At 35.1% G+C, this 25,471-nt stretch carries 28 protein-coding genes and 1 pseudogene; 9 read left to right on the forward strand and 20 right to left on the reverse strand.

Features of this window, described 5'->3' with window-relative positions; all coding sequences use genetic code 11:
- Positions 1-4: 4 nt before the first annotated feature.
- Positions 5-781, reverse strand: a complete 777-nt coding sequence (locus IGL98_RS16220) for a LysR family transcriptional regulator (protein WP_206912056.1) — start codon at positions 779-781, stop codon at positions 5-7.
- A gap of 114 nt (positions 782-895) precedes the next feature.
- Here IGL98_RS16220 and IGL98_RS16225 point away from each other — a divergent pair, with 114 nt between their 5' ends.
- On the forward strand, positions 896-1,435 hold the full coding sequence (locus IGL98_RS16225; RefSeq protein ID WP_206847142.1) for a DUF4865 family protein: 540 nt from the start codon (positions 896-898) through the stop codon (positions 1,433-1,435).
- Between the two features lie 382 nt (positions 1,436-1,817).
- On the opposite strand, the gene IGL98_RS16230 is transcribed toward IGL98_RS16225, so the two are convergent.
- The 3 genes from IGL98_RS16230 to IGL98_RS16240 all read right to left on the reverse strand — a co-directional run bounded on the left by IGL98_RS16230 (position 1,818) and on the right by IGL98_RS16240 (position 4,141).
- The gene (locus IGL98_RS16230) at positions 1,818-2,387 is read right to left on the reverse strand and encodes a DNA-3-methyladenine glycosylase I (protein ID WP_206847143.1); all 570 of its coding nucleotides are present in this window, start codon (positions 2,385-2,387) and stop codon (positions 1,818-1,820) included.
- Positions 2,388-2,495: 108 nt separating this feature from the next.
- Positions 2,496-3,194 carry a glucosamine-6-phosphate deaminase gene (locus IGL98_RS16235; protein ID WP_206847144.1) on the reverse strand — a complete coding sequence of 233 codons (699 nt, stop codon included), beginning with the start codon at positions 3,192-3,194 and terminating at the stop codon, positions 2,496-2,498.
- 182 nt (positions 3,195-3,376) lie between these two features.
- The gene (locus IGL98_RS16240; RefSeq protein WP_206847145.1) at positions 3,377-4,141 is read right to left on the reverse strand and encodes a C39 family peptidase; all 765 of its coding nucleotides are present in this window, start codon (positions 4,139-4,141) and stop codon (positions 3,377-3,379) included.
- A 241-nt stretch (positions 4,142-4,382) separates the two neighbouring features.
- Here IGL98_RS16240 and IGL98_RS16245 point away from each other — a divergent pair, with 241 nt between their 5' ends.
- The gene (locus IGL98_RS16245; protein ID WP_206847146.1) at positions 4,383-4,748 is read left to right on the forward strand and encodes a hypothetical protein; all 366 of its coding nucleotides are present in this window, start codon (positions 4,383-4,385) and stop codon (positions 4,746-4,748) included.
- Positions 4,749-4,827: 79 nt separating this feature from the next.
- Here IGL98_RS16245 and IGL98_RS16250 read toward each other — a convergent pair.
- The 11 genes and pseudogenes from IGL98_RS16250 to IGL98_RS16300 all read right to left on the reverse strand — a co-directional run bounded on the left by IGL98_RS16250 (position 4,828) and on the right by IGL98_RS16300 (position 15,480).
- Positions 4,828-5,988 (reverse strand): annotated as a pseudogene (locus IGL98_RS16250) (ISL3 family transposase).
- Entirely contained in the window at positions 5,955-6,245 is a 291-nt protein-coding gene (locus IGL98_RS16255; protein WP_206847147.1) for a hypothetical protein, read from the reverse strand. Before IGL98_RS16255 ends, IGL98_RS16250 begins: the two are co-directional and overlap by 34 nt.
- Before the next feature lie 212 nt (positions 6,246-6,457).
- On the reverse strand, positions 6,458-6,862 hold the full coding sequence (locus IGL98_RS16260) for a MerR family transcriptional regulator (protein WP_206913233.1): 405 nt from the start codon (positions 6,860-6,862) through the stop codon (positions 6,458-6,460).
- A 302-nt stretch (positions 6,863-7,164) separates the two neighbouring features.
- Positions 7,165-10,437 carry a hypothetical protein gene (locus IGL98_RS16265; RefSeq protein WP_339099486.1) on the reverse strand — a complete coding sequence of 1,091 codons (3,273 nt, stop codon included), beginning with the start codon at positions 10,435-10,437 and terminating at the stop codon, positions 7,165-7,167.
- A gap of 53 nt (positions 10,438-10,490) precedes the next feature.
- Positions 10,491-11,519, reverse strand: coding sequence for a DUF916 and DUF3324 domain-containing protein (locus tag IGL98_RS16270; RefSeq protein WP_339099484.1), 1,029 nt, complete (start codon positions 11,517-11,519; stop codon positions 10,491-10,493).
- A gap of 117 nt (positions 11,520-11,636) precedes the next feature.
- A complete protein-coding gene (locus tag IGL98_RS16275) occupies positions 11,637-12,338 on the reverse strand; it encodes a WxL domain-containing protein (RefSeq protein ID WP_206913255.1) in 702 nt (233 codons plus the stop codon).
- Between the two features lie 74 nt (positions 12,339-12,412).
- Positions 12,413-12,637 (reverse strand): hypothetical protein, encoded by a 225-nt coding sequence (locus tag IGL98_RS16280; RefSeq protein ID WP_206847289.1) that lies wholly within the window; start codon positions 12,635-12,637, stop codon positions 12,413-12,415.
- A gap of 3 nt (positions 12,638-12,640) precedes the next feature.
- Positions 12,641-12,961 (reverse strand): hypothetical protein, encoded by a 321-nt coding sequence (locus IGL98_RS16285; protein ID WP_206847288.1) that lies wholly within the window; start codon positions 12,959-12,961, stop codon positions 12,641-12,643.
- A 24-nt stretch (positions 12,962-12,985) separates the two neighbouring features.
- Entirely contained in the window at positions 12,986-14,056 is a 1,071-nt protein-coding gene (locus tag IGL98_RS16290; protein ID WP_242590308.1) for a DUF916 and DUF3324 domain-containing protein, read from the reverse strand.
- A 26-nt stretch (positions 14,057-14,082) separates the two neighbouring features.
- Positions 14,083-14,751, reverse strand: coding sequence for a hypothetical protein (locus IGL98_RS16295; RefSeq protein ID WP_206847287.1), 669 nt, complete (start codon positions 14,749-14,751; stop codon positions 14,083-14,085).
- Positions 14,752-14,793: 42 nt separating this feature from the next.
- Entirely contained in the window at positions 14,794-15,480 is a 687-nt protein-coding gene (locus IGL98_RS16300) for a helix-turn-helix domain-containing protein (RefSeq protein WP_206913257.1), read from the reverse strand.
- Between the two features lie 521 nt (positions 15,481-16,001).
- Here IGL98_RS16300 and IGL98_RS16305 point away from each other — a divergent pair.
- From IGL98_RS16305 to IGL98_RS16320, 4 genes are all read left to right on the forward strand, one after another.
- The gene (locus tag IGL98_RS16305) at positions 16,002-16,469 is read left to right on the forward strand and encodes a GNAT family N-acetyltransferase (RefSeq protein WP_206913363.1); all 468 of its coding nucleotides are present in this window, start codon (positions 16,002-16,004) and stop codon (positions 16,467-16,469) included.
- Between the two features lie 23 nt (positions 16,470-16,492).
- Positions 16,493-16,876, forward strand: coding sequence for an ACT domain-containing protein (locus tag IGL98_RS16310; RefSeq protein ID WP_206847285.1), 384 nt, complete (start codon positions 16,493-16,495; stop codon positions 16,874-16,876).
- Between the two features lie 99 nt (positions 16,877-16,975).
- Entirely contained in the window at positions 16,976-17,719 is a 744-nt protein-coding gene (locus IGL98_RS16315; RefSeq protein WP_206847283.1) for a class I SAM-dependent methyltransferase, read from the forward strand.
- Between the two features lie 47 nt (positions 17,720-17,766).
- On the forward strand, positions 17,767-18,165 hold the full coding sequence (locus tag IGL98_RS16320) for a DUF1622 domain-containing protein (protein ID WP_206913360.1): 399 nt from the start codon (positions 17,767-17,769) through the stop codon (positions 18,163-18,165).
- Positions 18,166-18,188: 23 nt separating this feature from the next.
- Here IGL98_RS16320 and IGL98_RS16325 read toward each other — a convergent pair whose 3' ends face one another.
- From IGL98_RS16325 to IGL98_RS16335, 3 genes are read right to left on the reverse strand one after another with little or no spacing between them, the layout of a single operon-like run.
- Entirely contained in the window at positions 18,189-18,431 is a 243-nt protein-coding gene (locus tag IGL98_RS16325; RefSeq protein WP_206847280.1) for a hypothetical protein, read from the reverse strand.
- Positions 18,432-18,454: 23 nt separating this feature from the next.
- Complete coding sequence (locus IGL98_RS16330) at positions 18,455-19,780, reverse strand: PTS sugar transporter subunit IIC (protein WP_206913365.1); 1,326 nt, start codon at positions 19,778-19,780, stop codon at positions 18,455-18,457.
- A 23-nt stretch (positions 19,781-19,803) separates the two neighbouring features.
- Positions 19,804-21,186: a glycoside hydrolase family 1 protein gene (locus tag IGL98_RS16335; RefSeq protein WP_206847278.1), complete on the reverse strand. Its 1,383-nt coding sequence runs from the start codon at positions 21,184-21,186 to the stop codon at positions 19,804-19,806.
- Positions 21,187-21,386: 200 nt separating this feature from the next.
- Between IGL98_RS16335 and IGL98_RS16340 the strand changes: the two genes are divergently transcribed.
- Entirely contained in the window at positions 21,387-22,154 is a 768-nt protein-coding gene (locus tag IGL98_RS16340; protein WP_206913358.1) for a MurR/RpiR family transcriptional regulator, read from the forward strand.
- 62 nt (positions 22,155-22,216) lie between these two features.
- Here the strand turns inward: IGL98_RS16340 and IGL98_RS16345 are convergent, their stop codons facing one another.
- Positions 22,217-22,999 (reverse strand): hypothetical protein, encoded by a 783-nt coding sequence (locus IGL98_RS16345; protein WP_206847290.1) that lies wholly within the window; start codon positions 22,997-22,999, stop codon positions 22,217-22,219.
- 269 nt (positions 23,000-23,268) lie between these two features.
- On the opposite strand from IGL98_RS16345, the gene IGL98_RS16350 reads away from it, so the two are divergent.
- Positions 23,269-24,006 carry a class A sortase gene (locus IGL98_RS16350; RefSeq protein ID WP_206847276.1) on the forward strand — a complete coding sequence of 246 codons (738 nt, stop codon included), beginning with the start codon at positions 23,269-23,271 and terminating at the stop codon, positions 24,004-24,006.
- A 61-nt stretch (positions 24,007-24,067) separates the two neighbouring features.
- Here the strand turns inward: IGL98_RS16350 and IGL98_RS16355 are convergent, their stop codons facing one another.
- Entirely contained in the window at positions 24,068-24,289 is a 222-nt protein-coding gene (locus IGL98_RS16355; RefSeq protein ID WP_206847274.1) for a hypothetical protein, read from the reverse strand.
- Positions 24,290-24,471: 182 nt separating this feature from the next.
- On the opposite strand from IGL98_RS16355, the gene IGL98_RS16360 reads away from it, so the two are divergent.
- On the forward strand, positions 24,472-25,431 hold the full coding sequence (locus IGL98_RS16360; protein ID WP_339099472.1) for an IS30 family transposase: 960 nt from the start codon (positions 24,472-24,474) through the stop codon (positions 25,429-25,431).
- Positions 25,432-25,471: the final 40 nt, after the last annotated feature.

The raw sequence follows: 25,471 nt of genomic DNA on the forward strand, positions 1-25,471 counted from the left end.
CTCTCTATCTCAAACCGTTGTTATGCTCTAAAAACAAACGAACATGGTGGCTGTTCCTTTCATTTCCAACGATATAGATAGGAACTTGTTGCTCTATTTTAGTAAAGCACAACGTTTGATTTTGTTTCTCTTGGTAGAAACGCTTTGGTAAAATCGATCGGCCTGCTCCTTTTTTTATTAGGTCGATCATCAAGTAAATAGAGTCAACTTCGACAATTTTACATGTCTGCGGATTGATTAAAGACAGCATCATCTTTCTATATGGACATTCCTTATCTCGGCTCATCAGGTAAATATCTTGCGCACCTGTTGCAGATAGCCAGCCAACCATTTCTCTAAGCAAAACGTTGTTTTTAAAGTAAGTCATTTTGTTTGTAATCAATACATCCAATTCTTGTTTTCTATACATTGCTTCTAATCGATCAGTTGTATCAACAAACAACTCGATTGCGGGCTGGTAATTGATGACAGCTGTCATTTCAAAGTAATTAGATGCGATTGTTTGTGTGCAACCGATTTTTATTGGCAATTTCTTATAGTGTATGTCAATTTCATCGATTTGGGCTAAAATTATAGTTGCATATGCTAGTAATTTTTCGCCTTCTGGAAGTAGTTTAACACCTCGGTTCGTCCGCTCAAAGAGCTTCACTGTCACTTCTTGCTCCAACAGTCTAACACGCTCCGTTATATTGGATTGCGCATAGCCCATTATTCTGGCGGCTTCTGACATTGAACCAGCAGCTGCTACACATTGAAAGATTCTTAAATCATTCAGTTCCATCTTCCCACCATTCCTTGCTATCACTCATACTGATACCGTATATCATTTTTCCGTATTATGCAATACTTTTTAAAAACATTATAATGAATTTATCAAGAATAGGAGCTGATTTAGATGAATGCTATGCAATATAAAATAATTTTGCCAGATGATTACGACATGTCACTGATTAGAAAACGAGTTGAAGAAAACGGGGCTAAAACAGACCATTTACAAGGTCTACTCTTTAAAGCTTATCTTATTTCAGAAAAAGTACAAGGGGCAATTTCTAATTCATACTCTCCTTTATATGTCTGGGAAAATACTGATGGGATGAATCAATTTATTTTTGGAGGATTTTATGACAATATTATTCACGATTTTGGTTGGCAAACCGTTCAAATCGGCGTTCCTTTAACAGTAGACTTAAAAGACAACTTTTCAAATGCAACTTACTTACTAGAACAAACAATTGCGATACCTGAACCGCAATCGTTGACCGACCTACCAAACGAGCTATTGAAAATTCAAGAAACCTTACCCAAACATAATGTAGGAAAACTTATCGTCTATAATCCAGACAAATGGAAAGCTGTCATTTTTGGATTTTATACTGAAAAACCGCTACAAGGCGAAGCCGTTCTTTATGAAATACTTCATGTTTCTGCAAATTAGAAATAAGAGGGAATTCACGGAGATGACAAGAAACACGAAATTTTTAATTTCGATGTTGAATGATTCCTAATTGCTGCTCTTCAAATGTTTTGACCAAGTAGGTATTGTGCAACATCAGCTCATTACATTCACTGTGTTTCACAACAATTTCAACTTATTTCCGAAGCCTTCAAATCTTAGTGCTTTAGCACTTAGAATTTGATGTGATCGAAACGAAGGCCTTTGGCTTTAGCATATTTCATGGGTAGAAGTGAATGTGATCGAAACGAAGTGTAGTGTAATAGCTGCTTTTTTCTCGCCGTTTATTCGGATTTAGAGTGTGAAACAAAACTGATTTTTAGTTTTGTTTCACACTCGTTTAGTGCTGTAACTTTAAAGCTGGCTATTTTGCTTCTTCATGACTTTTAAAACAATGCGCCAAATGGTCATCTACCATACCAGTCGCCTGCATAAAAGCATAGACTGTCGTCGTTCCTAAGAACTTAAATCCTTTTTTCTTCAAATCTTTGCTGAGTTTGTCCGACAATTCCGTTGATGCGGGGACTTCTTTGACATCTTTCCAACCATTTTTTATCGGCTTTCCATCCACATAAGCCCATATAAATTGATCAAAACTGCCATATTCCTCTTGAATCTTCATAAAGACCTTTGCATTATTGATCGTTGCATTGATTTTCAACTTATTTCTAATGATTCCTGGATCTTCTAGTAAAGAATCAATCTTCTCTTGGGTATACTCAGCGATTTTTACATAGTCAAACTGATCATACGCACTCGTTAGAGTCTCTCTCTTTTTTAGGATCGTCGACCAACTTAATCCAGCCTGCATGCTTTCCAAGATCAGCATTTCAAAAAGCTTTTGATCTTCATATTCTGCTGTACCCCACTCTTCATCATGGTACTTCTCTTCTAATTCATTTCCCTGCGCCCAATCACATCTAATCTTTTCCATAGCTAGCTCCATTCTTGTTTCGTTTACCTAAGAATACCACGAGAACATACGTTTGTAAATCAAGTTTTAAAAAAGATCAAGGCAATTTACTACCTTAATCTTTTTAAACTATTTATCAAGTTTACTTGCTGCCTCTTCATCTAAAATAACGGTAAGATTCGGATGTAGTTGTAAAACAGAAGCTGGAAATTCCTCTGTTACAGGACCTTGCAACACATTTTTTACCATTTCAGCTTTTTTCTCGCCATTCACGATCAAAATCAAATGTTTTACCCGCATTACGCTAACAGGCCCCATCGTAACGAATTCCAAGCCTTTTTCCATCATATCTGGCACAAACCACGGTTCTTCCCCAGTTACCTTGATCTTGTAAGTCAAATTTTCAAAACTTGTCGTTGTCGGCATATTGCCACAAAAATGTCCATCTCCGCCTAATCCGATCAACATCGCATCTAATCCGCCGTCCATTGCCAAGCGTTTATCTTGCTCCGCATAATTTTCAAGAGTTAGCGGGTGAATATTTGCTTCGCTGATATTGGCAGGTGTCAAATATAGTTTTCGTAAATCAGTGATTGTTACGCCTTCTGTCTGACCTGCTACAGGAATTTCATCAAAGTTATAATAGTGAACATTGGCATAATCTGGTGAATTTTTTACAATCTCCACCATTTTTTTATAGACATTAACAGGAGTGTTACCTGCTGTGATTGATAAGTTGACACGTTTATCCTCGCTCATATGGCCGAATAAAATGTTTTTAGTTGTTTCACTCATTGCTTCAAAATCTTTCTCAATAATGATCTCCATTTGGTTCACTCCGTTTCCTTTTTATACTTTAATTGTATAATGTGGGAACCATCCCATGTCAATAGTTTTCTGGAAAATAATAAAGCGTTTTCTTCCAAACTAAAAAGAGTGCAGAGCAAAACTAAAAAAATAGTTTTGCTCTGCACTCTAAATCGAACAAGCAAGACAATAAGAATTCACTCCTACTTATAAACCGCCCAAAAATTCAACGCTTCGTTCAGCAATTCATCCGCTGTAAATTCTTTTTTCGAATGTCCTTTTGTTTCAGAATCATTGGGATCGTTCACCCAGAATTTCCCGTTATTTGTGCCGCTAAGCACCATGATATGACCTGTTTCTGTAAATAAACCTGGTTTTACTGAGATAATCACAGGATGTTTTTGTTTTAAATGCTCTTCTACAGAAGTAATATCCGTTTCAAGATCTTCAAACTGATAACCTTTTACCATGGCAAAATCAGAGAAAACCGACCAAGCCGTGCCTTCACCTTCTACAAAATAATTATTTTGTGACCAGTTCAGAATATCTTGGGGCGTATACGCTTTGTTATCCAAATAAGAAGAGACCATTGCTAACGAAAGAATCGCGCAACCATTGATTTCTAAGGTGTTTCCATCAGGGTTGCCTGTACCATATGGTGTTGCCTTCCATTTATCATCCGTCTGTAATAATAAATTGATTGGTATTCGATTAGCAAATTTCCCTTCACTCAGATCCTGATTGATTTGTTCGGTATAGGTCAGTTTTTTAACTTTTTCTGGTTCTTTTTTCGTTTCACTTGTCTCAGTCGTTTTTATCTCATTAGCTTTCCCATCATTAAATAGCGCCGAAAAGCCGTGTCCTTCTTCCATTGGTGCAACTTTTGCTAAAATCGCTCCTGCAAATATAGTCACTACTAGTAATGCTATGATATAAACTTTTGATTTCGCTGTCTGTTTTTGTTTCATTAGTATCTCCCTCTTTTAAGTTGAAAGCTTTAAGCTAATCCTCACCTTCAAACGAATTACATAAATTGTAATCAGTACTTCTAATATTACTGAATATATCGAAAAAAGCAAGTAGGAATAATCGGCTATAAAATTATTACGAACATATTTTCTTGAACTATTTGACTTTTTTAGGTAGAATGGTAGTATCTGATTCCTCAGAGTCTGATACTAGCAGTAAATTCGTAAAGGAGGTAGAAGAATGGACAATAACCACAAATCAACAATGAAAAGCATTTCAAAATTGATCAGCCAATCTTCCCAAAGTTTCTTTTCGGCGTTTTTAGACGACTCTAAAGATAAACAGAGCAAGAATAAAGAGCGTGAGGAAATTCTTAAGAAATTACAAGTTGCTTCTGCTCAGAAAAGTTTGGTTGTTTTACAATTAAAAGAGGTGCCGACTTCTCAAAAATTCGAAACAGTTTCTGGTTGGATCGTTTCTAAAAATATTGGTGATTCGATCATGTTACGATTACAAGAAGACAGTCAACAAATCCGGATGATTACGGTTGAACATATAAAGAAAGTGAGTACCTTGTCTAAAAATGACAAACGACTCATCAAATAAGGGCTCTTTGTCAACTAATGTTGGTGAAGAAAATCCAAAGAATTAAATCATGTATTATGAGTCCTAGAGGTCTTTTTCTCTAGGATTTTTTAGTTGGTTGAAAAAGAACCATGCCAAAACATAAAGTAATTCTCAATTTAAAATTATAGAAGTTACGGAAGACTAGAATAATCTTGTTCTAATAACGCGTGAAACCGTGTGTAATCTCTTGTTTGTATGGCATAGAGAAAATCCTGATAACAGGCATAGCCAGCTGTCAATTCTTCATCATAGGCAAGTAACCGATCCACGAGTTCTGTTTCTATTAAATAGGCACGGAAAGAAGGGCGCCATTGGCGTTTTTCAAAATTGAGCTTCGATTGATTCTTTTGAAGTAGCTTCCAGTATTTCTTCAAGTGACGGTATTTTTTTGCCTCTACAAATCCTGGATGGAGAAAGGTATTCATTCGTTGAATGCGGTGTTTTAAGAACGTTCGCCCAATGTGTTGCACAATATGAAAGCGATCAAGAACAATCTGAGCTGTTGGAACAGCTTTTTGACTAAAGAGAAATAAGGCGCATACATATCGCAAACAATATATTTTACTGTTTTACGAACGGACAAAGAAAATCATGGAAAATACCGCTCTAGAAAAGGAAGCTGACGGTTTTCAACGACATCAATTAACTGCTTTGTTTGACCGTCCATCATGATGAAACTCATAGAAGCCGCGACTTGCTTAACTGATTTGAATTCATCGAAGCAGAGGACTTCAAGCAGGGTGAGTCGATTGACTTTTTTGGGTTCATAAAACTGTTTTAATACGCGATAAACAGACGAAACAGAGACCTTCTTTTGACGGGGAAATTCGCTCATAAACATGATTTTCCTTAAACGATCGGCAATAGAAAGCTTCACTTTAGTTGAGATCGAGCAACACTTTTCGATAAGACTTGTTTCAGCGACAAAAGTTCTATCACAAGAATGGCAGAAGAAACGACGTTTCTTCAAGCGTAAATAAGTTTGGTATTCAGAAACATCATTCAGTAAAATCAGACAGGTTGTAAAGTCCCAACGAATAATCGATCCGTCTTTTTTGGTATCACAATGAGGACAAGAGTGAGCTGAATAATCCAATGTACCAGAAAATACTTGGCAGATCCGTCCTTTGATGCGTTCTTTTTTTTAAGAATTTTCATTAAAAGTAATGTTTAAGTCTAGAATATCTAAGGTATTTTTGATAAGATTTGTATAGGACATCTTGATTTCCCCTTTTGATTGGTTTTCGTCGACTTAATTCTAAAGGATATCAGGGTGTCTTTTCTACTATTTGCATTAAAAAAGATGTCGGTGAATTTCACCAACATCAGAAAGTATAAAGCCTCTTTTTTCACATAGCAAACTTCACCTGTAGGTGCATTCTTCGTTTCTTTAGAAACAAATTTGTCATTGTGTTTGACAATTTTTTTTTCTAATAGTTCTTTTATTTCTCGACTCCTTTGGCTTTGAAATTTCATAGTTACCTCCTAATTATTTTTTTAGTTCATCAAATTTATAAATATACTTATAAAGCAAGTATACGTCTTCTGATTTATTCTCTTTAAATAATTTTTACTCATTGAAACTCAAGAAAATAAGCAGTATCAATTACTTTCACTTCTTATTCAGGTCTTAAAAATCAAAATTGCTTGCATGATAAAAAATTAAAGCGCATCACTTTCTGATTTCTTTATATTTTTTCAGAAATTGGACTGTGCAAACTATCCTCTTTCCTCTCGATTATCCCTTGATATACTGCAATCGTATACTCTAACATTTCACTTTTTTGATTAAGTTCTACTAACTGTTTTTTTATTGTATGCCGTTGCTCTATCAATAAATCTAAGCGTTTTTTTAAGGTATTATCCCCTTGACAAAATAATTCTATGTAATACTGCATTTTACTAACAGATAACCCTGTCGCTCTTAAACACATTAGTATGTAGACCAGCTCTAAATCATCCTCACTAAATTCTCTAATATTTTGGCTATTTCTTTTTATAAAAGGAAATAATCCCTTTTTATCATAAAAACGTAATGTATAAGGTGAAATCCCCATTATCTCTGAGACTTCTTTTATTGTGTATGTTTTCAATTGATTTACCTCCTTAGCCTCTCTTCATCGTTCCCAATTTCTAGATGCTTAGTTATGTAACCTATTGATGTTGATTTAACTATGTATAATTTTCTGAATTACCACTTAAAAAAGTTGGATTTTTGGAGGTAATTCAGAAAAAATGGTTAGTTCATTTTAAAATAAAAAGTATTAGAATAAGTTAAATGGTGTAAATTTAGCTAATTCAACAACTTGCTTTGTTGCTTTAAGTGATAGTACTTGGTGATCACCCTAAAGCCTTAGTGCCGCTACTTCTTTTATTTTCATCAATATAACTGATGTTAAGGTGTTTCTGCTAGTTGCCATAAAATAGTTGCCTGATATTTTCCGACCTGAACAACCTTGCCTACAGGGACTTCCAATTGTAATCCTGACTTTCCAGAGTCCCATTCTTCACTGATGTTTACATCACCAGGTTCTTTTATTTTTTTCGTTTCAATCGTTTCCGCAGTTCCTGTCCTCAAAACTACAGTCGTCGAGTTATTTTTCTTATAGCGAATAGCTTCTGGGAGATTTTTACTTTCATCCTCTTGACTCGTCAACGGTTTTTCTAACGTTGCCATCAGTGTCCAAGGTTTCGTCCCTTTACGGTTATCCCAAATTTTTAGTGGTCTGTCATATCTTGCCTTTTCTACTCTGATGAACGGCGTACTAGCTTGTAGTATTTTCACACCAAAATTCATATAGTTCGGATAGGAGCTGACAAATAATGTCCCTTCAAATCGATAGGTAACCGTTGTATCCTGATTCGGAACGACCAATGCAGTCTCGTTTTCAGGTCTTTCATAAATTTGGTAGCGTTCCTTTTGAATCTCGTTGATTGCCGCTTGAACTTCTTCTTCTTTCGTCAGATCAATTTTTGTTCCAACCGTTCTCAGCAATGACACAGGTTCATGCATCGGCTCACCTGCTTCATCTAAAAATTCTACCTTAACTGTTTGTTTATCTATTATGTTAATCGTAATATCCTTTTTAGCAGTGAGTGTTCCTTTGACCGCTTTTATGCTTGCTTTGTATGTGCCAACTTGGGCATTTGGTTTCAATGTTGTATCTGTCACGGACATTTGGATGTCTTCTGTTGATCCTGTGCCGACGTCCCACGCAATAGCTTCTGAATTCTTTAATATAAGTTCATTTACTTGATCTTCTGTAATCCCTTGTAGTTCTTGTACTGGACTCGAATAATCATTTGCTGCTAAAAATAGTCCGCTGGTTGGTGGCGGGCCTTCCACAACTTGGACGGGTACTTTGATGAGTGCTGTTTCATCCGGTCTTTCTTTGTCTGTCATACGGACGAGGACGCTTTTTAGCCCCAAGGTGGATGTATCCGGCAGTTCGCCTTCGTATTCATACACAGCTGTATTTCCTGGCAAAATAATCGGATCCCTGATTATTTCTTGCGGTTTTTTAGTAAATGGTTTGCCTTTTTGAATAATTTGTGGGATGGGCTTTGCACCTACACGATAGACATTGATCGCCGCTGTATTTTCCTCCGACGTAATACCCAGAGAATCATTTTCAGCAAAGATATCCGTGTAATAACTTTTTATTGTCCCAGGAGAGTCATTCAATACGTTAGGTAATGTCTTTCTAGGAACCGTGAAGTCTCCTTTGCTTTTTTTATCTTTATCCGCTTTATAAGATACTTGTTTTGTTGTCTCATCAGGAAAAGTAAACGTAACCGTTCCAGTATTGCCAACTTCCGGAATTTGACTTAACTCGTAGCTAAAGTCAGAATCTTTATCATAATCACTATAAACATTGTATTCTTTTGGATCCGTGTCTATTAAAATGTAAGGAGGTACTTCACCTAACCCATATTCTACTTTATATCTGAGTTTCTCACCTGACTCTATCGGTCTGTGTTTGACACCTACCTGATATTGTTGATTTTCATCCACCGAAGGAAGAATCGACCAAGCCATGACTTTAGTACCGTTAGCATAGAATTTATTTTCAAAACCAGATCTAGAAAAATCATCATAAAAAAAGTTATACCTTTTTAGCATATCTCCAAATTTGGGTGGCGTTAAATTGAGATCCCCTTGACCTCGCTTGCCGACAACCCACATAGATTGGTCTCCTAAAAATTGACCACGACTATTTTTAACTTTCATGTAAAAACGTTTGCGATCTTTCCCCGTGTTATTTTCAAGCATATAAAAGCCAGAACTGTTACTATATAAATAGGTAGTGCTGCCATAAGTTAAGTAATCCATCTCATTTGCTGATACTAACCCAAGTGTTCGTTTATTAGCCGACGTATTATATATGGAAGCCTCTTCTATGAAAGAACCATTTTTTTCTATATAGGCATCTAGTACATATACAACCTGCTTGTTTTGGTCAATTACTATCTGACGTAACCTATTATCTTTTTTCAAAAACCTGACATTAGCAAATTCCGAATTATATATTTTAGTGATCTCAGTTTGCTTCTTACCATCTATATAAGGGAAATAAGCAGTTACTCCATACAGCTCAAACATACTTCTACCATTTTTATCTCTTGAATTATAGCCAATTTCCCCACCTTGAGGATTAGCAAGATTAAAATGAATACCACGATGTATCATCCCAATTTTTGATCCGTTCTGATTATTTGTCAATAAAGCTGATTTACTACCGTAAGGAATATCAGTATATCCTGAAGAGAACTCCTTTTCTATTTTTTCCTCAATTGGGTTTACCTCATTTCTAAAAGATATTTTAACATTACCATATATGTTAGGACCACTAGAACTATAATAATAATTCAATTCGTACGTAACGCCCATAGTTGGATTTTCACTTGGTAATATGCCGGGTTGATATCCGGCGGTCATTTTTCCTGACTTACCAGTTTGTCCATTAAAAACAACCAATCCTGATTTTTCAAGTATATACTCATTCATCTCCTTTGTATTAGAAACTTTAGCACTATAATCGGCGTAATCAATCCTAATTATATGGTCTGGCTCTTGTGCAATTATGTAACTGTTTAGCGACTGATTTGTTTCTAGTATTGCTAATGGTACTTTAATCACTAATTTATTCTCTGGTTCGTTATTATCCACCATATTGATTTTAAGAATTAACGAATTTGGACCAGTAGTATCTATGTATGGTAGCTGCCCCCCAACATATGAATACGAAGCTGTATGCCCTTCCGGCAACAGGATATTTTTTAATAATTCTTCTGGTTTTTTTGTAAAGGTCTCCCCAACGCGAATTACCTGAGGAATTGCAGTGGCACCAAATGGCTGGTCTGAGTCAACGTTAGCAGTATAAAAAGAAAATTGGCTAGCGTCATTGCTCTTAATTGATGTGTCCTTTGGCACTTCAGCAGAATTAACAGTTTCGCTAGTCTCAACTTCTGTTTTTTTCCGCTCTGTTTCTGTAGTTAAAGCATGAATAGCACTATCTTGAGTTTCAGCACTCGTTGAAGAAACCCTTGTTTCTTCATCCGCTTTTATTTTTGTTGGTGCCTTGATCGCATAAAATGCTAAAACGGTAAATAGTAATGCTACAATAGCCATTATAGACTTATTACGTGTTTGTCGTATATTCTTCAAGTTGCCACCCCTTATAAAATTATTATTTTCGTATTTACAAAATTTAAATAACGCTACTTTCTCCGTTTTATTATAAAAAATGCTACTGGAGTTGTAATTAAAAATACGATAAAAATACCACTAAACAGCCACTTGTACCATGAATTTGAACTTTCAGGTCTCATTTGTTTTTTCTGGACAGCCAGTGTCGATAAATCATCTTGTGTTACTTTGAAATTTTTCTCCCACTTCCAATTTTCACCAGTCGCTAGTTTGACATCCGCTTTTAATGTATATTCCCCTTTAACAAAGTTTTTATCTGCCAAAGAGATAGGGAAATCGATCATTGAATTGGGGGCCATTCTTAAATCGTTTTTTTTCATTTGAAACAATTCTTTGTTTGAATTTTTTTTAAATACTTTGATTTCTACCCCCATATTTTCCACATAAATCGGGCGGGTATTAGAATAGTTTAAAAAAAGTGTATACTGTCCATCATAGACTTTTGCATACGCTCTATTAAATTTGAGCTCTGGTTTAATCGTTTGGGTATCTGACTCACTCAATAAAAAGCCTATCAGATAAGCGAATTTATTTTGTACGACTTCTTTTTCTGTTGCTTTTTTTTCATCTTTTTCATCTATGATCTGCAGTTGTATACCACCTGCAATTAGACCTTCAACCGTATCTTCAGGCATTGCTATCTCAATTACAACTTTCTTATCACTTCTTGCTGGAACAGTGACTCTTTCAGGTGCTTTAACAATATCTGTAAACTTATGTTTTAGTGACACATCTTCTTTTAAATCGTTTGGTCCGTAATCTATAACACCATTGCCATTGGTTTTAGCACTGTTCAATTTTATGGATACATCGAGTGCTTTTTGATTTGTATTATGCAAAATTAGTTCCACTTTTTGCTTTTGTCCTTTTTGCATTAACAGATCATAGTATCCTACATTCTTATTCAGCTGATTAGCCGGCTGCACCACTTCATAGGAAAAACCGCTCATTAACTGATTATTTTCCTCTTGTGCATACGTTTTAAGAGGAAAAAAAAGGAGTAGAATAATACTTAAACAAGCTAATTTTAGTCCTTTCAATGGTATGCCTCTTTTCTTGTTTTTTTACTTATTTTTAGTGAACAGCTTAAATCAGTAACTGTCATTCCCATCCAGAAACAACTTTATCTTTTAATTTTTAATTTAGATACTTTAATTTTAGTATGTGTTATCTAAGCTCCAGTTAACTTGACCACTGAAGTTTTTACCCTCAGCGCCAGTACCAGTTGTAACGACTAATTTTGTATCAGATAATTTTGTGGCAAAACCATCTACGACAGCGTTAGCTTTTGTTTTCCCCATAAGCTCAACAGCAGTTGTGTTTCCAGCTTCTAAAGAAACGGCTTTGTTTAGCTTAGTATCACTACCTTCTGGTAATTTACCTAGGTTACCTTCAATTGGGTTAGGATAGTAATCATTTGTTTCTTCATCCACATCACCAATATCGTACGATTCAATATCGCCTAGAGAAAATGTCAATTTAGCTGGTAATTCAGCTTTAGTTGAATCTTTAGATACTAATTCAGACATCGTCGCAGATAATTTCCAAGCACTTGTTGTTTTTTCAGCTTCTGATGCTCTATCATCATTGACTACAAGATATTGGTCTCCTACAACTTTATTACTGAAAGTTGCAATGTTTGCTGTCGCTTTTTGTTTACCAAAATCAAATCTAGATGGTGTCCAAATTAGCGCTAAGTTGTCTTTATACGGTCCAGGTCCAGGTTTAACAGGTCCATCAGTATCAAAACGAATTCCTACGTCTGTACTATCTTTACTTACTTCCTCAGCATTTGCTGGTTTAGCGAAAACCATCAAAGCTGATGATGCTAAAAGTGTTGTTAAAATTAGTTTTTTCAAAATTTTATCTCCTTCTCAAGCTGTCAACTAGAATGGAGACAATTACTGATTTAAACCGTTCACTAAATCAACGATCATGCAATTAATCCGATTTGTTCTTTTAATAGAATAAACAAATAGATAATCAATGATAAACTTCCTAGTGAGATTATGATGAAACTAAAATTTAAGATTAAGTAACTTTTGTTTAATTTAAGACGTCTGCTTAAGAATGCATCTCTAGACAACGTCGTAATAAAAAATAGTAGTGCTGTAACTGATATTCCAGACAATACGAATACCCAGAAATAATCTCTCACTGTTTATACCTCCTTTAGAGTCGTGTAGCATAATTTTTTCAACGAAAGAACCCCAATAAATATTACTAACATTCCTAAACCTATCAACAATAGAATAATGGACGTGACCATCTGACCTAAATGAGGCAATTGCTTGTCTCGGTCGGGACCAACAGGTTTTATCTCCGCAGGTGGTGTTACAGGGTCCACAACTTTTGATTCTTCAAAACCGATACCTGCATCTGTTTTTTCTGCTTGAACAAACAGACTATTAGAGCACAAAATAAGAAACAGTAATACTTGAATCATGATTATCTTAACTAAAAATACACTTTTTTTTCCCATATATAATTCTCCTCATTTAGCAAACTATATTTTTTTCTTTTTCTTTTTCTTTTTCTTTTTTAAGCGCATTTTTTTCCAAAGTTTTTCCCATTTTTTACGTCTAACTATTATGATAATCGCTAGCATCACAGTCAAAATAGCCATGGTAATACTCATTACCTTGATCCATGTTGGTGTAACGATTTTGAACGCACTCTGTTCGTTCATTTCTTTTGCTTCTTTATTCGTGATAGTAAAATTTTCACTTAAATGCCATTCTTTATTTGCATTTTTCGCATCTAATTTCAGTGTATAAGTACCAGATGGAAGACTATCAATTCCCCAATCCATTTCAAAATCAAAATGACTATTTGGCGCCATTGAATAATTCTGAACCGTTTTTTGTTTCACCACATCATCTGTGCCTTGTTTCACCATTGTTGCAGTGATATCCATATCTTCTAATACTTTCGGTTCTGGATTTCTCAAGCTTGCTAGTACCATTTTTTTCCCGCGTTTTATTGAAGCTTTCACTGAGGTCATTTCTAAGGTTTGTCCATCAGTGAATTCATCTCCAGATTCTGACATAAGAAAACCAGTTCTATAAGAAAATTCTGTCGCAACTCCAGAGCTTTGCTCGCCCAAATCTAATTTGAAAACTAAAGCACCCATTTTTATCCCTTTATAATGTTCTTCAGATGGATTCAAACGAACCGTCACTTTTTTTTCTTCATAATTACCTATGGTAATCTCAGGAGTATCGATTTTAATTAATGAACTAATAGGATTTTTTAGCGATTCATCTAACTTTTTTTTATCAGCTGTGTATTCAATTGTTCCATTGTCTCCAGTAAATGCATCTGCTGCACTTATTTTAATTTTGACACTTTCTTTCTTTGTACTTTTAATTCTTACTTCTAATTCTTGTTCTACTCCAGGTTCAGTTTGAACATAAAAATAACTTTGATTCGGGTCAATTTGACTTTTAGGTTGGACTAATTGTACGACATAACCTAGATTATTGTCTTCTGGTACAGCCAATGCTGTCTCACATCCAATGAGGGTAGTGATAAAACAAGCGATTGTTATAAATAATAGTCTAATTTTCTTTTCCAATAATCTATCTCCTTGTCCATATTTTGTTAATTTTGTTTACTGATTGCATATAAATAAACAAAATAGCCATTACTGTCATCCAGCTCAACTTTACTATGTATTTCGAATCCTTTTTTATAAAAATAACTTTCCCAGTATTTATTAAATTCATTTATAAAGTTCTGTACTTCTTCTTCTGTTGCAAACGGACCTTCCATTTTTATATTTTCGTTGTGTAAATACATATTTTGATCATCTTCATACAGATATTTCGTTATTGCATGTATTGTATAAACAGCTGTGCCGGAAAAAATAACCACAAGCAAAAACAATGGCCACAATAGGTTGTATAATAGTCCAATCACACAACTAACTAATAGGAGTAAATAGCCCACTATAATTAGTTGGTTTTTATTTTTCACGTCTAGATTTTTCTGTTCTTTTATAAAAAAGTACAACACGATCAATTGATGAATTGTTAACAGTACAAATGCTAGCGCAAGATACAACAATATTTCATCTAAATGATAGGTAGTTAGAAAAAGTACTTGTAGGATAATATTTGCATTTTTGTCTGTGTAAAAAGCGGCTTCTTTGTAAAAATTAGAAAACAGAAGAAAATATGCTGACCATGCAATTGTTATAAATAATAGATTCAAAAAATAGAATTTATTTTTTCTGAATTTCTCTTTGATAAAGTTCACTTGATGTACCATCCATTCCTTCATGTAGTTAGTTTTCAGATTAATTTAATCAAACTATTTGTAGCTCAATAGGTAGCCTCTTGTTCTAACAATTTGAAGCTCTAAATATGTTTGTCTGCTTAGTTTTTTTCTTAGTTGAAAAACTATATTTGCAAGTCTATATTTATAATTCATTTCATCAGCATCAGGCCAAATAATCTCTATTAATCTTTTATAGCTGACAGCATCACCTATATTGTCGTATAAAATAGTAAACAGTTTGAATTCCGTTCTTGTTAGATGTATTTCATTGTCACCAACAACACATTTCAAGTTTTGACTATCCAAACTAAAAATATTTCCTTGAGGTTTGTCTCTTTTATAAGTTAGTATTTTTGTTTGAAAATCAATTGCTTTTTTTATTTGAATCAGTAGGTATTGATTATCAATGTCAGATTTAACAACTTCAACAATTGAATTTGTCGCTAATTTAGAGTAAAGTTTTTTCATATCATCGTCATATTCTTTGGAAATAATCCAAACGAATAATGGTTTTCTATCGCGCAGTACTACCAACCAGTGACAAACTTCAATGTAGTCCTCCATTTTATTTGTAGAAATGATCAATCCATCAATTTCCTCTAATTGATTTTCATTTTTAATTGTTACTAATTCATGTTCGTAATTCTCAACAATTTCATTGACAAACGACTTCTTTTCATCATAATTGTTGATTTCGATCACACCTAATCTATTTGTCATACAATTTCCCCTCCATTAATTTTTTAGGCAAAATAGTTGAACAACTTTATAACTTAATTGTATGATATACATATGTTTAAACTATATTTTTCCACTATAAATATATTTCCCTTGAATTTATTATGCATTATTTATTTGATATTCATTATTTTATTACTGTATATTTTTGTAAAAAAAAAAGACTATTATCTGTCTATCCCTTCAAACCGCCGAATATAGAGCTTATATTGATTCACATATAAAAAAAATATTTGCAATTTGAATTTTATAATTTTTTTATTTTTTGAAAAAAGAATACAGAAAGGACTAAATATGATACTACTCAAGAGTAAGAATCCTTTTATTTCAAAAAAATAAGCAAAACAGTTAGAGCGAAACGATCATGTTTCACCCTCTGACTGTTTCTTTTTTTCGACAAAGTACTGCACAAGAACTTCTAAACAAGTTATACTATACATATAAAACAATAGTTCTTACTGATTGGATAAATAAGTAGATTAAAAGAGACTGGGGGAAAAATCATGTACCTAAAAATGTATGATGATACACATCAAACACTCATCGATAATTACTGCTTATCAGAAATAAAGCTACGCTATGTCCGCGAACCAAAAATCGCTATCGCTTTAACGAAAAAAGACCCACAGCGTCATGCTGTCCTCGCTTTTGAAAATGAGCATTTGGTAGCCTTTTTCACCCTTTTCGAAGCAAAAGGCAGCAGTGCTTACTCTGATAACGAAAACAGTCTATTAGTGCAAGACCTTTCAACTGACTTTCGGCATTTAAGAAATGGCTATGTCAAACAAGCTGTTCAATTACTACCAATATTCATTCACCAATATTTTTCAGACATCGATCAACTTACAATCATCGTCAATGAAGATAAAACTTTCACTCAAGCATTATGTTTGGAGGCAGGCTTCAAAGATATCAGTCAGCAGCCTCCTAATGTTTACGGTTCACAAGCACGTTTAGAGATCCCTATTTAAGAAAGAGACCTGGAGGAAACCCGATGCAGTTAAAACTACTAGATAAACTAAACTACACCATCATGAAATTTCCTATTTATACCGAAATTCCTACTTCATTTCATAAGATAAACGCATTCAAAAGTATTACCTATACAGAAGATGAATGTTCTATTATTGTCCCTTCTGATACACTTGAGACCGACCAAGCACTTTCTGTCGATAATGATTGGTTTATTATTCAGATCGTTGGTGAATTGGATTTTTCCTTAGTCGGTATTTTGACTCAATTGGCGAATCCATTAGCCGAAAACCAGATTTCTATTTTTGCTTTATCTACTTATAATACGGATTACCTTTTAATCAAAAACAAAGATAAAGATAAAACCATTCATGTATTACGTGATTGCGGTCATACTTTTCAATGATTTAAAAATGTATTAGTCCATTCTCTTTTATGGGTATTCTCCTAGCAATCTGATACAATAAAAAAGACAGAATCTACACTCGTATAAAGGAGATATACAATGAAAAATGAATATGACAATCCCAACTTTTTCGAGGCTTACAGCCAAATGGATCGCTCAAAAAAAGGGCTGGAAGGTGCCGGTGAATGGCATGAGTTAAAAAAACTACTACCTGACTTTACTGGAAAAAATGTTTTGGATCTTGGGTGCGGTTACGGCTGGCATTGCCGGTATGCCGTTGAAAATGGGGCTGAAAAAGTCATTGGCATTGATCTATCTGAACGGATGATCGAAAAAGCAAATGAAATGACGGATTCTCCAAAAATCAATTATCATTTAATGGGTATGGAAGAAATTGATGGATTAAACGAAACCTTTGATATTATCATCAGCTCATTAGCACTTCATTACGTGCCGTCATTTGACGAGATCGCAAAGAAGGTCCATCACTGTTTAAAAACTGGCGGGGACTTTATCTTTTCTGCGGAACATCCGATTTTCACAGCACAAGGAACAGAAGATTGGATCTACGATCAGAATGGACAACCGATTTATTGGCCGGTTGACCGCTATTTTGATGAAAGTATTCGCGAAACAACCTTTTTAGGGGAAACTGTAATGAAATACCACAAAACCTTGACTACCTATTTAGATGGACTACTAACAAATGGTTTCCAAATTACTCGTTTAGTTGAACCTATGCCTGCACCTGAAATGCTTGAAGCAAGCGCAGAAATGCGTAATGAACTACGTAGGCCTATGATGTTGCTAGTTTCTGCTAAAAAAATTTCTCAACGAGACTAAATCATTTCGATAGTCTTATTAAAATCTAGAAAAAGGAGGAATATCGAATGCACGATTTAGCTCAAAATATCATGGACAACTTAATTCCATTTTTTGATTTATTCATTTTAGCATTGAATATTTTTTCAATCATTGTCTTGATTTGGGGTGTAATCATGGCTGGGATCGATTTTCTAAAAAGTGAAAAAAACGATCGGAATCGGATCGTCATGGCTCGACAAAATAATTTTATTAAAAGTTTTCTAGGTAGCTACATTCTACTTAGTTTAGAAATATTGATTGCTGCTGACATCATTGAATCAATCATCAAACCAACCTTTCAAGATATTTTAAAATTAGCCATTTTAGTCGTGATCAGAACGGTGATCTCTTACTTCTTGCATAAAGAAATTGAAGATGCCTTGAAAGATAAAGAAAACGAGACAGCAGAAAAAAAGACGAACTGATCACGATTCAGCTCGTCTTTTTTCTATCCTAATCGTTGAGTAGCCAATTGATGTGTATACTTGATTTGAAGCATCGTAGCACAAACTAACGTTACACCAATAACTGGAAACAACGACCCAATCCACGTGCTTATTATAGCCGTAACCCCCACAAAAAGAATAGCGCCCAAAATCAATTGCCACAACTTTTTCCCAAACAACCACTGATTTTCTTTCAATAAATAATGCGTGCCGAATATAATACATCCGCTAATAAAGTAAACCATCTCTTCGCCCTCCTAAAATTATGTTACATCCCTTCGCTTGCCGTAACAGATTCATCTTGCTCAACTTGTTGCTCTTGCTCCACTTGGATTTTTTCAAACATTTTAAAGAATGGATAGTAAATTGCTAACGAAACCGCAAAACAAACAAAAACCATCACACAAGCCACCCAGTTCCAATTAGAAGTAATCAACGCCCCCAAAGGTGCAGGGATCGAAAACGGTGGTTTAACCATCATTTTCGGCATCCAACCTAGTGCAGTCACAATATAAACCAAAATCGTATTGACGATTGGAACGAGGATAAAAGGAATCGCAAGCAGCGGGTTCATCACGATCGGTGTCCCAAAAATCACTGGTTCATTAATATTAAAAATCCCTGGTAAAATCGATAATTTCCCTAATTGCTTCAAATACTTTGATTTAGAGAATAAGAATAAGAAAACAAATGCTAACGTTGCTCCAGTTTCGCCCATTTGCGCATACCATTGATAAAATTGCTCCGTAAAAATATTCGGCAATTGGAAAGCACTGGTCCCATTTTGAAACAACTCCGCATTTTCAATAATCGCTTGATCCCAAAACGGACGAATGATCGGTCCTAACACAGCGTGTCCATGAATCCCTAAAGCCCAAAACAAACAAATCATAAATTGTGTAATAATACCGCCAAAAAGATTATTACCCGTCAAAAAGACTTTCAAAGGTGAAATCGCCACACTCAATAAATCATTTAAATTGAAATTAAAAAAGTGACGTGGAATCCAGAAAACTAAAATGACTAACAAAGTCGGTAATAGTGCTGCAAATGATTCTCCTACCACTGGCGGAACACCCTCAGGCATCTTGATCTCTAGCTTTTTCTCCTTTGTAAAACGATAAATTTCAACAGAAATCAATGCTGCCACGATTGCTCCAAATAATCCTTGTGAGCCGAGTGGTGTAATCGGGATGTATCGACCGCCTGCGACCGCATTCCCAGCGATATCCACACCTTCTTGAAGATTGACCGGCATAACCATCAAAAGCGTTGCTAGCATCGAAAGAAAGCCGCTGGTGATTTTATCTAATTTATACGTATTCCCTAGATATGAGCCAATCGTAAAAGCCGCATATAAAGACATCAAACCAACAGTAAAACGAAACGGAACATCTAACGCTGCTAAATACGGCGCAATCATTTCAGAATAGCCAGGAATCGGCAAGTTCAATAAAATCGTAAAAAACGAACCCACAATTGTTAACGGCAAGATCGATATCAAGCCATTTCTAATTGCTTGTAAATGCCGCTGATTACCGATCGCATTTGCGATTGGCAGCAGTTTCATCGCTAAATTATCAAGAGTTTTCATCATAACAATCTACCTTCCTTTCTTTAATCAAACCCGTTGTTTTCAACCATCTCTTTAAACCATAAACCAGATTTTTTCACTGTTTTTGCGCCAGTCTCTAGATCCAACCGATAAAAACCATAACGATTTTTATACGCATTCCCCCAAGACCAGCAGTCTACAAACGTCCACATATGATACCCTAAACAATTGCTGCCTTCCTCCATCGCTTGATTTAAGTACGTCAAGTGTTCTTTCAAAAAATCGATACGGTAATCATCTTGGACGATCCCTTCATTAATAAACGCTTCTTCGCCTTCTATCCCGATTCCATTTTCAGAAACAAACCAATCAATGTTTCCATACTCTGTCTGAATTTTTTTAGCTATGTCATAAATCCCTTTTGGATAAATCTCGATCCCACGCGACGTGTTCATTCGTCTGCCTGGCATCACATAGTCATCAAAGAACCATTCTGGCGAAAAAACACCTTGAGGATTCGGCACACACTCTTTTGCCTTCACTCTTCTGGGACGGTAGTAATTAATCCCTAACAAATCAATACTCGTGGATGCGATTAACTGAATATCCGCTTCCGTCACTTCTGGTAGTTGATCGTATTCTTCTAAAACTTCTTTTAGCCTTTCTGGATACTTCCCTTTTAAAATCGCATCATTGACGCTTTTCGTATAAAATAAATCTGCCATTTCAGCAGCATATAGATCGGCTGGATTTTGACTACGTGGATAAACGGGAATCACGTCCATGATGATCCCAATCTTACCTGTCAATTCCATTTCACGGTACACCTTGACCGCTTCGCAATGGGCTAAAATAATAGTGTGTAAAACAGTTGCCGCTCGTTTAAACTCAACAACATTAGGATAATGACGATCATGCAGATAGCCTGCTTCTGCTGGAATCATCGGTTCATTAAAGGTAAACCAATACTTCACCCTATCACCAAATAACTCAAAACACGTTTTAGCATACTGCTTATACGCTTCGATCACTGCTTTATTTTCAAATCCCCCTTTTTCTTGAAGCGCCATCGGCATATCAAAATGGTATAAGTTAATAAATGGTTCCACTTTATTAGCGATCAATTCATCGATCACATTATTGTAAAAAGTCACCGCTTCTGGATTGACTTCCCCTGTACCATTCGGTATCAAACGAGACCATGAAATCGATGTACGAAATGAATTAAATGCAATATCCTGCATTTTTTGAATATCTTGTTGATGGTCGCGATAAAATAAAGAAGTATTTTCTGTCGTGACACCCTCATAAAAACGATGATTATATTCTTTTGACGCATAGTCCCAGATATTCTCCCCTTTTCCGTCTCCTACGACACGTCCTTCCGCTTGCGTCGCACTTGATGCCGCTCCCCAGAAAAACGTTTTTGGAAATTCTACTTTCATTATTTATTCCTCCAATTTTTAAACTAAACTCGTGTATCAAACAATTTTAATTCTCTTGCAGATTGCGCTTTCACACTCTATAATTGGAGTATAGCATTGATTATAATGTTTGGTTATGCGCTCTCATTCCTTTGTGATAAGTATCAGCTTTTGTCATTTATCACAATTTTGTCACAGTTTGTAACCACAAGGAGGACGCTATGCTTTTTTTAGATTATATTCCTGATTTAAACCCTTTAGAATATGAAATTTATCACTACATCGCGAATCATTTAAAAATCGTCACTTATATGCGGATAAGGGATTTAGCAGATGAAACACACACAAGTACTGCTAGTATTTTACGCTTTTGTCACAAATTTGAATGCAACGGTTTTTCTGAATTCAAGGTGAAACTTCAGTTATATTATGAATCCATCAACCAAGCCCAAATTGCCGATGTCGACGAGACTCAGCACATCCATTTTTTAGAACGTGTCAACGAGCCTTTTCTTGATATCAAAATCGAGCAAGCAGTTACTCTTTTAGCGGATAAAGGTTTGGTCCTTTTTCTCGGATCCGGTTCTTCTGAACCAATTGCTGCTTACGGTTCACTTTATTTTACAAACTTATCTCAAACCGCCTTACGGATCGAAGATCCTTCTAATTATCCAATCGAATGGTTTCCAGATGACATACTGGCGCGTACCTGTGTGATTGCGTTGTCCGTCACTGGTGAAACCAAAGAAATCATTCACTATATCAAACGCCTGAATACAAAAAAATGCCCGATCATTTCCATCACGAATAGTGACAGTTCCACGATCAGCCGCATGTCTGATTTGAATATTCCTTATACGATCAATCGGGAAACCATTTATAAAACCAGTGATAATCATGATAAAACGATCGAACTAACCTCTCAGCTACCAGCACTTTTTCTAATTGAAAAAATTGCAAAACGACTAAGATTACAAAAAAATATTTAACATAAAAAAACAAGCAGGAAAAAGGGTTGCACTTTCTTCTGCTTGTTTTCTTCTATTATATATCATGCCTGTCTTGGCAATTCAGTAAATCCAAATTCATCTTCTTGCATTAAACGCCACGTGCGCTTTGCTGTATTGTAAATCAATATTGCTATTACTGGTTCGTTACGATAAGCGAAGTTTTTTGTTTTCCATAAAGAATCTTCCACTACATGAATGGGAATATGATATTCTTTGCCTTTGATATCCATCTGATCAAAACAGAAAACGACACCTTCTTGTAAAATCGACTTCATTTCTTTCAACAATTCTACATCCAGTTTCTCAACTGAAACGCCACGTTTAAAAAACGTTTTCCGATCATTGACTTTCTCCAAGATCACTCGAGTGATTTTATCTGCTAGAATTCGATAAAACTCATCAATATAACGATAATAAACCCTAGTCATATGATCAACGAATTCAAAAAAAACAAAATCATTCTGTAATTTATAAAAGAACGGTGAATGCAGACTGGTTTTCATATGTCCAAAATAAAGCAACTCTGAAATCTCCAAAGGCGTTAATTCTTTGAGCATCGTAACATCTGAGAAATCGATCCATTTAATTTCTTCGTTCATTTTTCGGCGATGAGCTGTAGAAAAATATTGGTCTACATTCTCTTGTCCGCGAATAATCTTCAGTCCGCTGTGCATATCATACTCTCCTTCTTCAGTAGAAGGATTCAGTAACAACAGATTTTTAGGGTGATGAACAATGGAGCGCGTAAAGTCTGTATGTGTAATTCCTTTTGATAATACTGCATTACTTGTCATATCAATATGTACATAAATCAAGTCCAACATTTGTTCCATCACCCCTCTCATATGTCTTCTATTACATTCTACAATATTTCTGTAAGAAAAGCTTGTGTCTTTTATTTTAAGATTCAGTTACAAAGAGTTAAAAAGGAGACACATCCTATATAAGATAGCAAATATCCACTAAAAAATAATAGGCAGTTTTCGTATCTTTAAGGTTCCTTTTAAATAGTCATATTTATAAAAAAATAAATATTTTAAACTAGGGTTTCAAAATGATTTATGATACACTTAAAGAAAAAAGGAGGAAGCTTATGGCCTCAAGAAAAGAACGCCCTAAAAAGAAAAAATCAAGAAAAAGAAATTGGCTGATCAATATCTTCCTATTCTTATTACTTATTGTTGGTTTAGCTTTAATCTTCAATACACAAATTAGAAATATGCTGATCCAGCAAAATGGTAAAGCCTATGCGGTAGACAAATTAACGCCTGAAATCGTTGAAAAGAATAATCAGACAGATACTTCTTTTGACTTCGCTGCAGTTGAATCTCTTAGTACAGAAGCTGTTCTCAAAGCCCAACTTGCAAATAAAAATTTGCCTGTTATTGGGGCAGTTGCACTTCCTGATGTAAAAATCAACTTACCAATTTTTAGAGGATTGGATAATGTTGTGTTACTAACGGGCGCTGGAACGATGAAACCTGACCAAGAAATGGGTAAAGGCAATTACGCTCTAGCAAGTCACCGTGTACAGGATATGATTTCTTTATTTTCACCATTGGAATATTCCAAACCTGGAGAATTAATCTATACAACTGATTTAAATAATGTTTATACATATAAAATCACTTATGTTGAAAAAATCGATCCTTCTCGTGTGGAGTTGATCGATGATGTCCCCGGTAAGAAGATGATTACATTGATCACTTGTGGGGATATGTATGCTACGACTCGGATTGCGGTTCAAGGAGAACTAGAATCTGTGACACCGATGAAAGATGCCACACAAGCAATGACGGATGCATTCCAGATGGAACAGTTGACGTTGTAAAATAAAAAAGCTGACGCACAAAATTTTTCATTTGTGTGTCAGCTTTTTCTAAACGAGTCATTTATAAATGACTCGTTTTTCTCATCCTATGATAACCATAACGAATCATTGATAAAATCAATACGATTGGATACATGAACAATGTCACAGCGAACCATTCAACACTAAATACAGACATAAAAGATAGATGATAAGTAACAGCATAAATCAATGGCAGAACGATTGCCAATAACCCATAATACAAACTCATCTCAAATACTACTGATTTATATAAACGCTTCATGATTCATTTCCCCAATCTCTTTTGACTTATCTAATAGATTTTTTCTCTTTGTCGTTGTTCTCTACTTTTCTATTGTAGAGTTTTTATTTCGCCGATAGTAAAATTAAGCTAGACAACTAAATAAGTCATTTGTGCTACACTCAAAATAGTTCCGACCAAAGAATTATAAGGAGTGAAGACAAATGACCTATACTCATCTTACATCAAATGAACTCGTGATGATAGAAGCTTATTTCAATATGAGCCAACCTGTTACGATGGTTTCTAAGACTTTAAATCGTTCTAGACAGACAATCTACAATGTTTACAACTTCCTAAAACAAGGAAAATCTATCTGTGACTATTACCAACAATATAAAGAAAATAAAACGCGTTGTGGTCGACAACCCATTAGTTTGCCTACAGAACAGCATGATTACCTTCAAACTATGGTGGCTCAAGGGTGGACACCTGATGTGATTATTGGTCGAGCTGAGTTTCCTATTTCATGCTCTGTTAGAACACTTTATCGTCAGTTTAAAGCAAATCAATTTGATTGCTCAAAACTACCAATGAAAGGGAAACGAAAGCCCAACGGGCATAAAGAACGTCGCGGAAAGCAAGCATTTAAACGCAATATTTCAGAACGATCCACTGACTACCCTGATTTCCAACAGGAATTTGGGCATTTAGAAGGGGACACAATTGTTGGCGTTTATCATAAAAGTGCCATCATCACTCTAGTTGAACGCCTTTCAAAAGTGATTATTACATTAAAACCAAATGGTCGGAAAGCATTGGATATTGAAAAAGCGACAACTGATTGGCTACAAAAGATTCCCAGAAATTTGTTCAAATCCGTGACCTTTGATTGTGGAAAAGAATTTTCAAATTGGAAAAACATGAGTAATGTCAATGATAGTTCTATCTATTTTGCAGACCCTGGAACCCCCTCACAACGCGGATTAAATGAGCATTCGAATGGGTTATTACGTAAAGATGGGCTGCCTAAAACAATGGATTTTAATCAAGTTGACCAAGCTTTTGTTGCGGCTGTCGCCTCTAAAAGAAATCACATACCAAGGAAATCTTTAAATTATCGAACACCATTAGAAGTATTTTTGAGTTACATAAATGAAAGACAATTGTCTAGCTTAATTTGACAAATCAAATTACTTTAATTTTAAAAAAAAAAAGTAACTA

It is taken from the genome of Enterococcus sp. DIV0840, assembly GCF_050527835.1.
Taxonomy (GTDB): domain Bacteria; phylum Bacillota; class Bacilli; order Lactobacillales; family Enterococcaceae; genus Enterococcus_L; species Enterococcus_L ureasiticus.

Excerpts from the sequence above, each read along its gene's own strand:
- IGL98_RS16220 (WP_206912056.1), bottom strand. The coding sequence starts at position 781 with ATGGAACTGAATGATTTAAGAATCTTTCAATGTGTAGCAGCTGCTGGT.
- IGL98_RS16225 (WP_206847142.1), top strand. The coding sequence starts at position 896 with ATGAATGCTATGCAATATAAAATAATTTTGCCAGATGATTACGACATG.
- IGL98_RS16230 (WP_206847143.1), bottom strand. The coding sequence starts at position 2,387 with ATGGAAAAGATTAGATGTGATTGGGCGCAGGGAAATGAATTAGAAGAG.
- IGL98_RS16235 (WP_206847144.1), bottom strand. The coding sequence starts at position 3,194 with ATGGAGATCATTATTGAGAAAGATTTTGAAGCAATGAGTGAAACAACT.
- IGL98_RS16240 (WP_206847145.1), bottom strand. The coding sequence starts at position 4,141 with ATGAAACAAAAACAGACAGCGAAATCAAAAGTTTATATCATAGCATTA.
- IGL98_RS16245 (WP_206847146.1), top strand. The coding sequence starts at position 4,383 with ATGGACAATAACCACAAATCAACAATGAAAAGCATTTCAAAATTGATC.
- IGL98_RS16255 (WP_206847147.1), bottom strand. The coding sequence starts at position 6,245 with ATGAAATTTCAAAGCCAAAGGAGTCGAGAAATAAAAGAACTATTAGAA.
- IGL98_RS16285 (WP_206847288.1), bottom strand. The coding sequence starts at position 12,961 with ATGGGAAAAAAAAGTGTATTTTTAGTTAAGATAATCATGATTCAAGTA.
- IGL98_RS16295 (WP_206847287.1), bottom strand. The coding sequence starts at position 14,751 with ATGGTACATCAAGTGAACTTTATCAAAGAGAAATTCAGAAAAAATAAA.
- IGL98_RS16300 (WP_206913257.1), bottom strand. The coding sequence starts at position 15,480 with ATGACAAATAGATTAGGTGTGATCGAAATCAACAATTATGATGAAAAG.
- IGL98_RS16305 (WP_206913363.1), top strand. The coding sequence starts at position 16,002 with ATGTACCTAAAAATGTATGATGATACACATCAAACACTCATCGATAAT.
- IGL98_RS16310 (WP_206847285.1), top strand. The coding sequence starts at position 16,493 with ATGCAGTTAAAACTACTAGATAAACTAAACTACACCATCATGAAATTT.
- IGL98_RS16315 (WP_206847283.1), top strand. The coding sequence starts at position 16,976 with ATGAAAAATGAATATGACAATCCCAACTTTTTCGAGGCTTACAGCCAA.
- IGL98_RS16320 (WP_206913360.1), top strand. The coding sequence starts at position 17,767 with ATGCACGATTTAGCTCAAAATATCATGGACAACTTAATTCCATTTTTT.
- IGL98_RS16325 (WP_206847280.1), bottom strand. The coding sequence starts at position 18,431 with ATGGTTTACTTTATTAGCGGATGTATTATATTCGGCACGCATTATTTA.
- IGL98_RS16330 (WP_206913365.1), bottom strand. The coding sequence starts at position 19,780 with ATGAAAACTCTTGATAATTTAGCGATGAAACTGCTGCCAATCGCAAAT.
- IGL98_RS16335 (WP_206847278.1), bottom strand. The coding sequence starts at position 21,186 with ATGAAAGTAGAATTTCCAAAAACGTTTTTCTGGGGAGCGGCATCAAGT.
- IGL98_RS16340 (WP_206913358.1), top strand. The coding sequence starts at position 21,387 with ATGCTTTTTTTAGATTATATTCCTGATTTAAACCCTTTAGAATATGAA.
- IGL98_RS16345 (WP_206847290.1), bottom strand. The coding sequence starts at position 22,999 with ATGTTGGACTTGATTTATGTACATATTGATATGACAAGTAATGCAGTA.
- IGL98_RS16350 (WP_206847276.1), top strand. The coding sequence starts at position 23,269 with ATGGCCTCAAGAAAAGAACGCCCTAAAAAGAAAAAATCAAGAAAAAGA.
- IGL98_RS16355 (WP_206847274.1), bottom strand. The coding sequence starts at position 24,289 with ATGAAGCGTTTATATAAATCAGTAGTATTTGAGATGAGTTTGTATTAT.
- IGL98_RS16360 (WP_339099472.1), top strand. The coding sequence starts at position 24,472 with ATGACCTATACTCATCTTACATCAAATGAACTCGTGATGATAGAAGCT.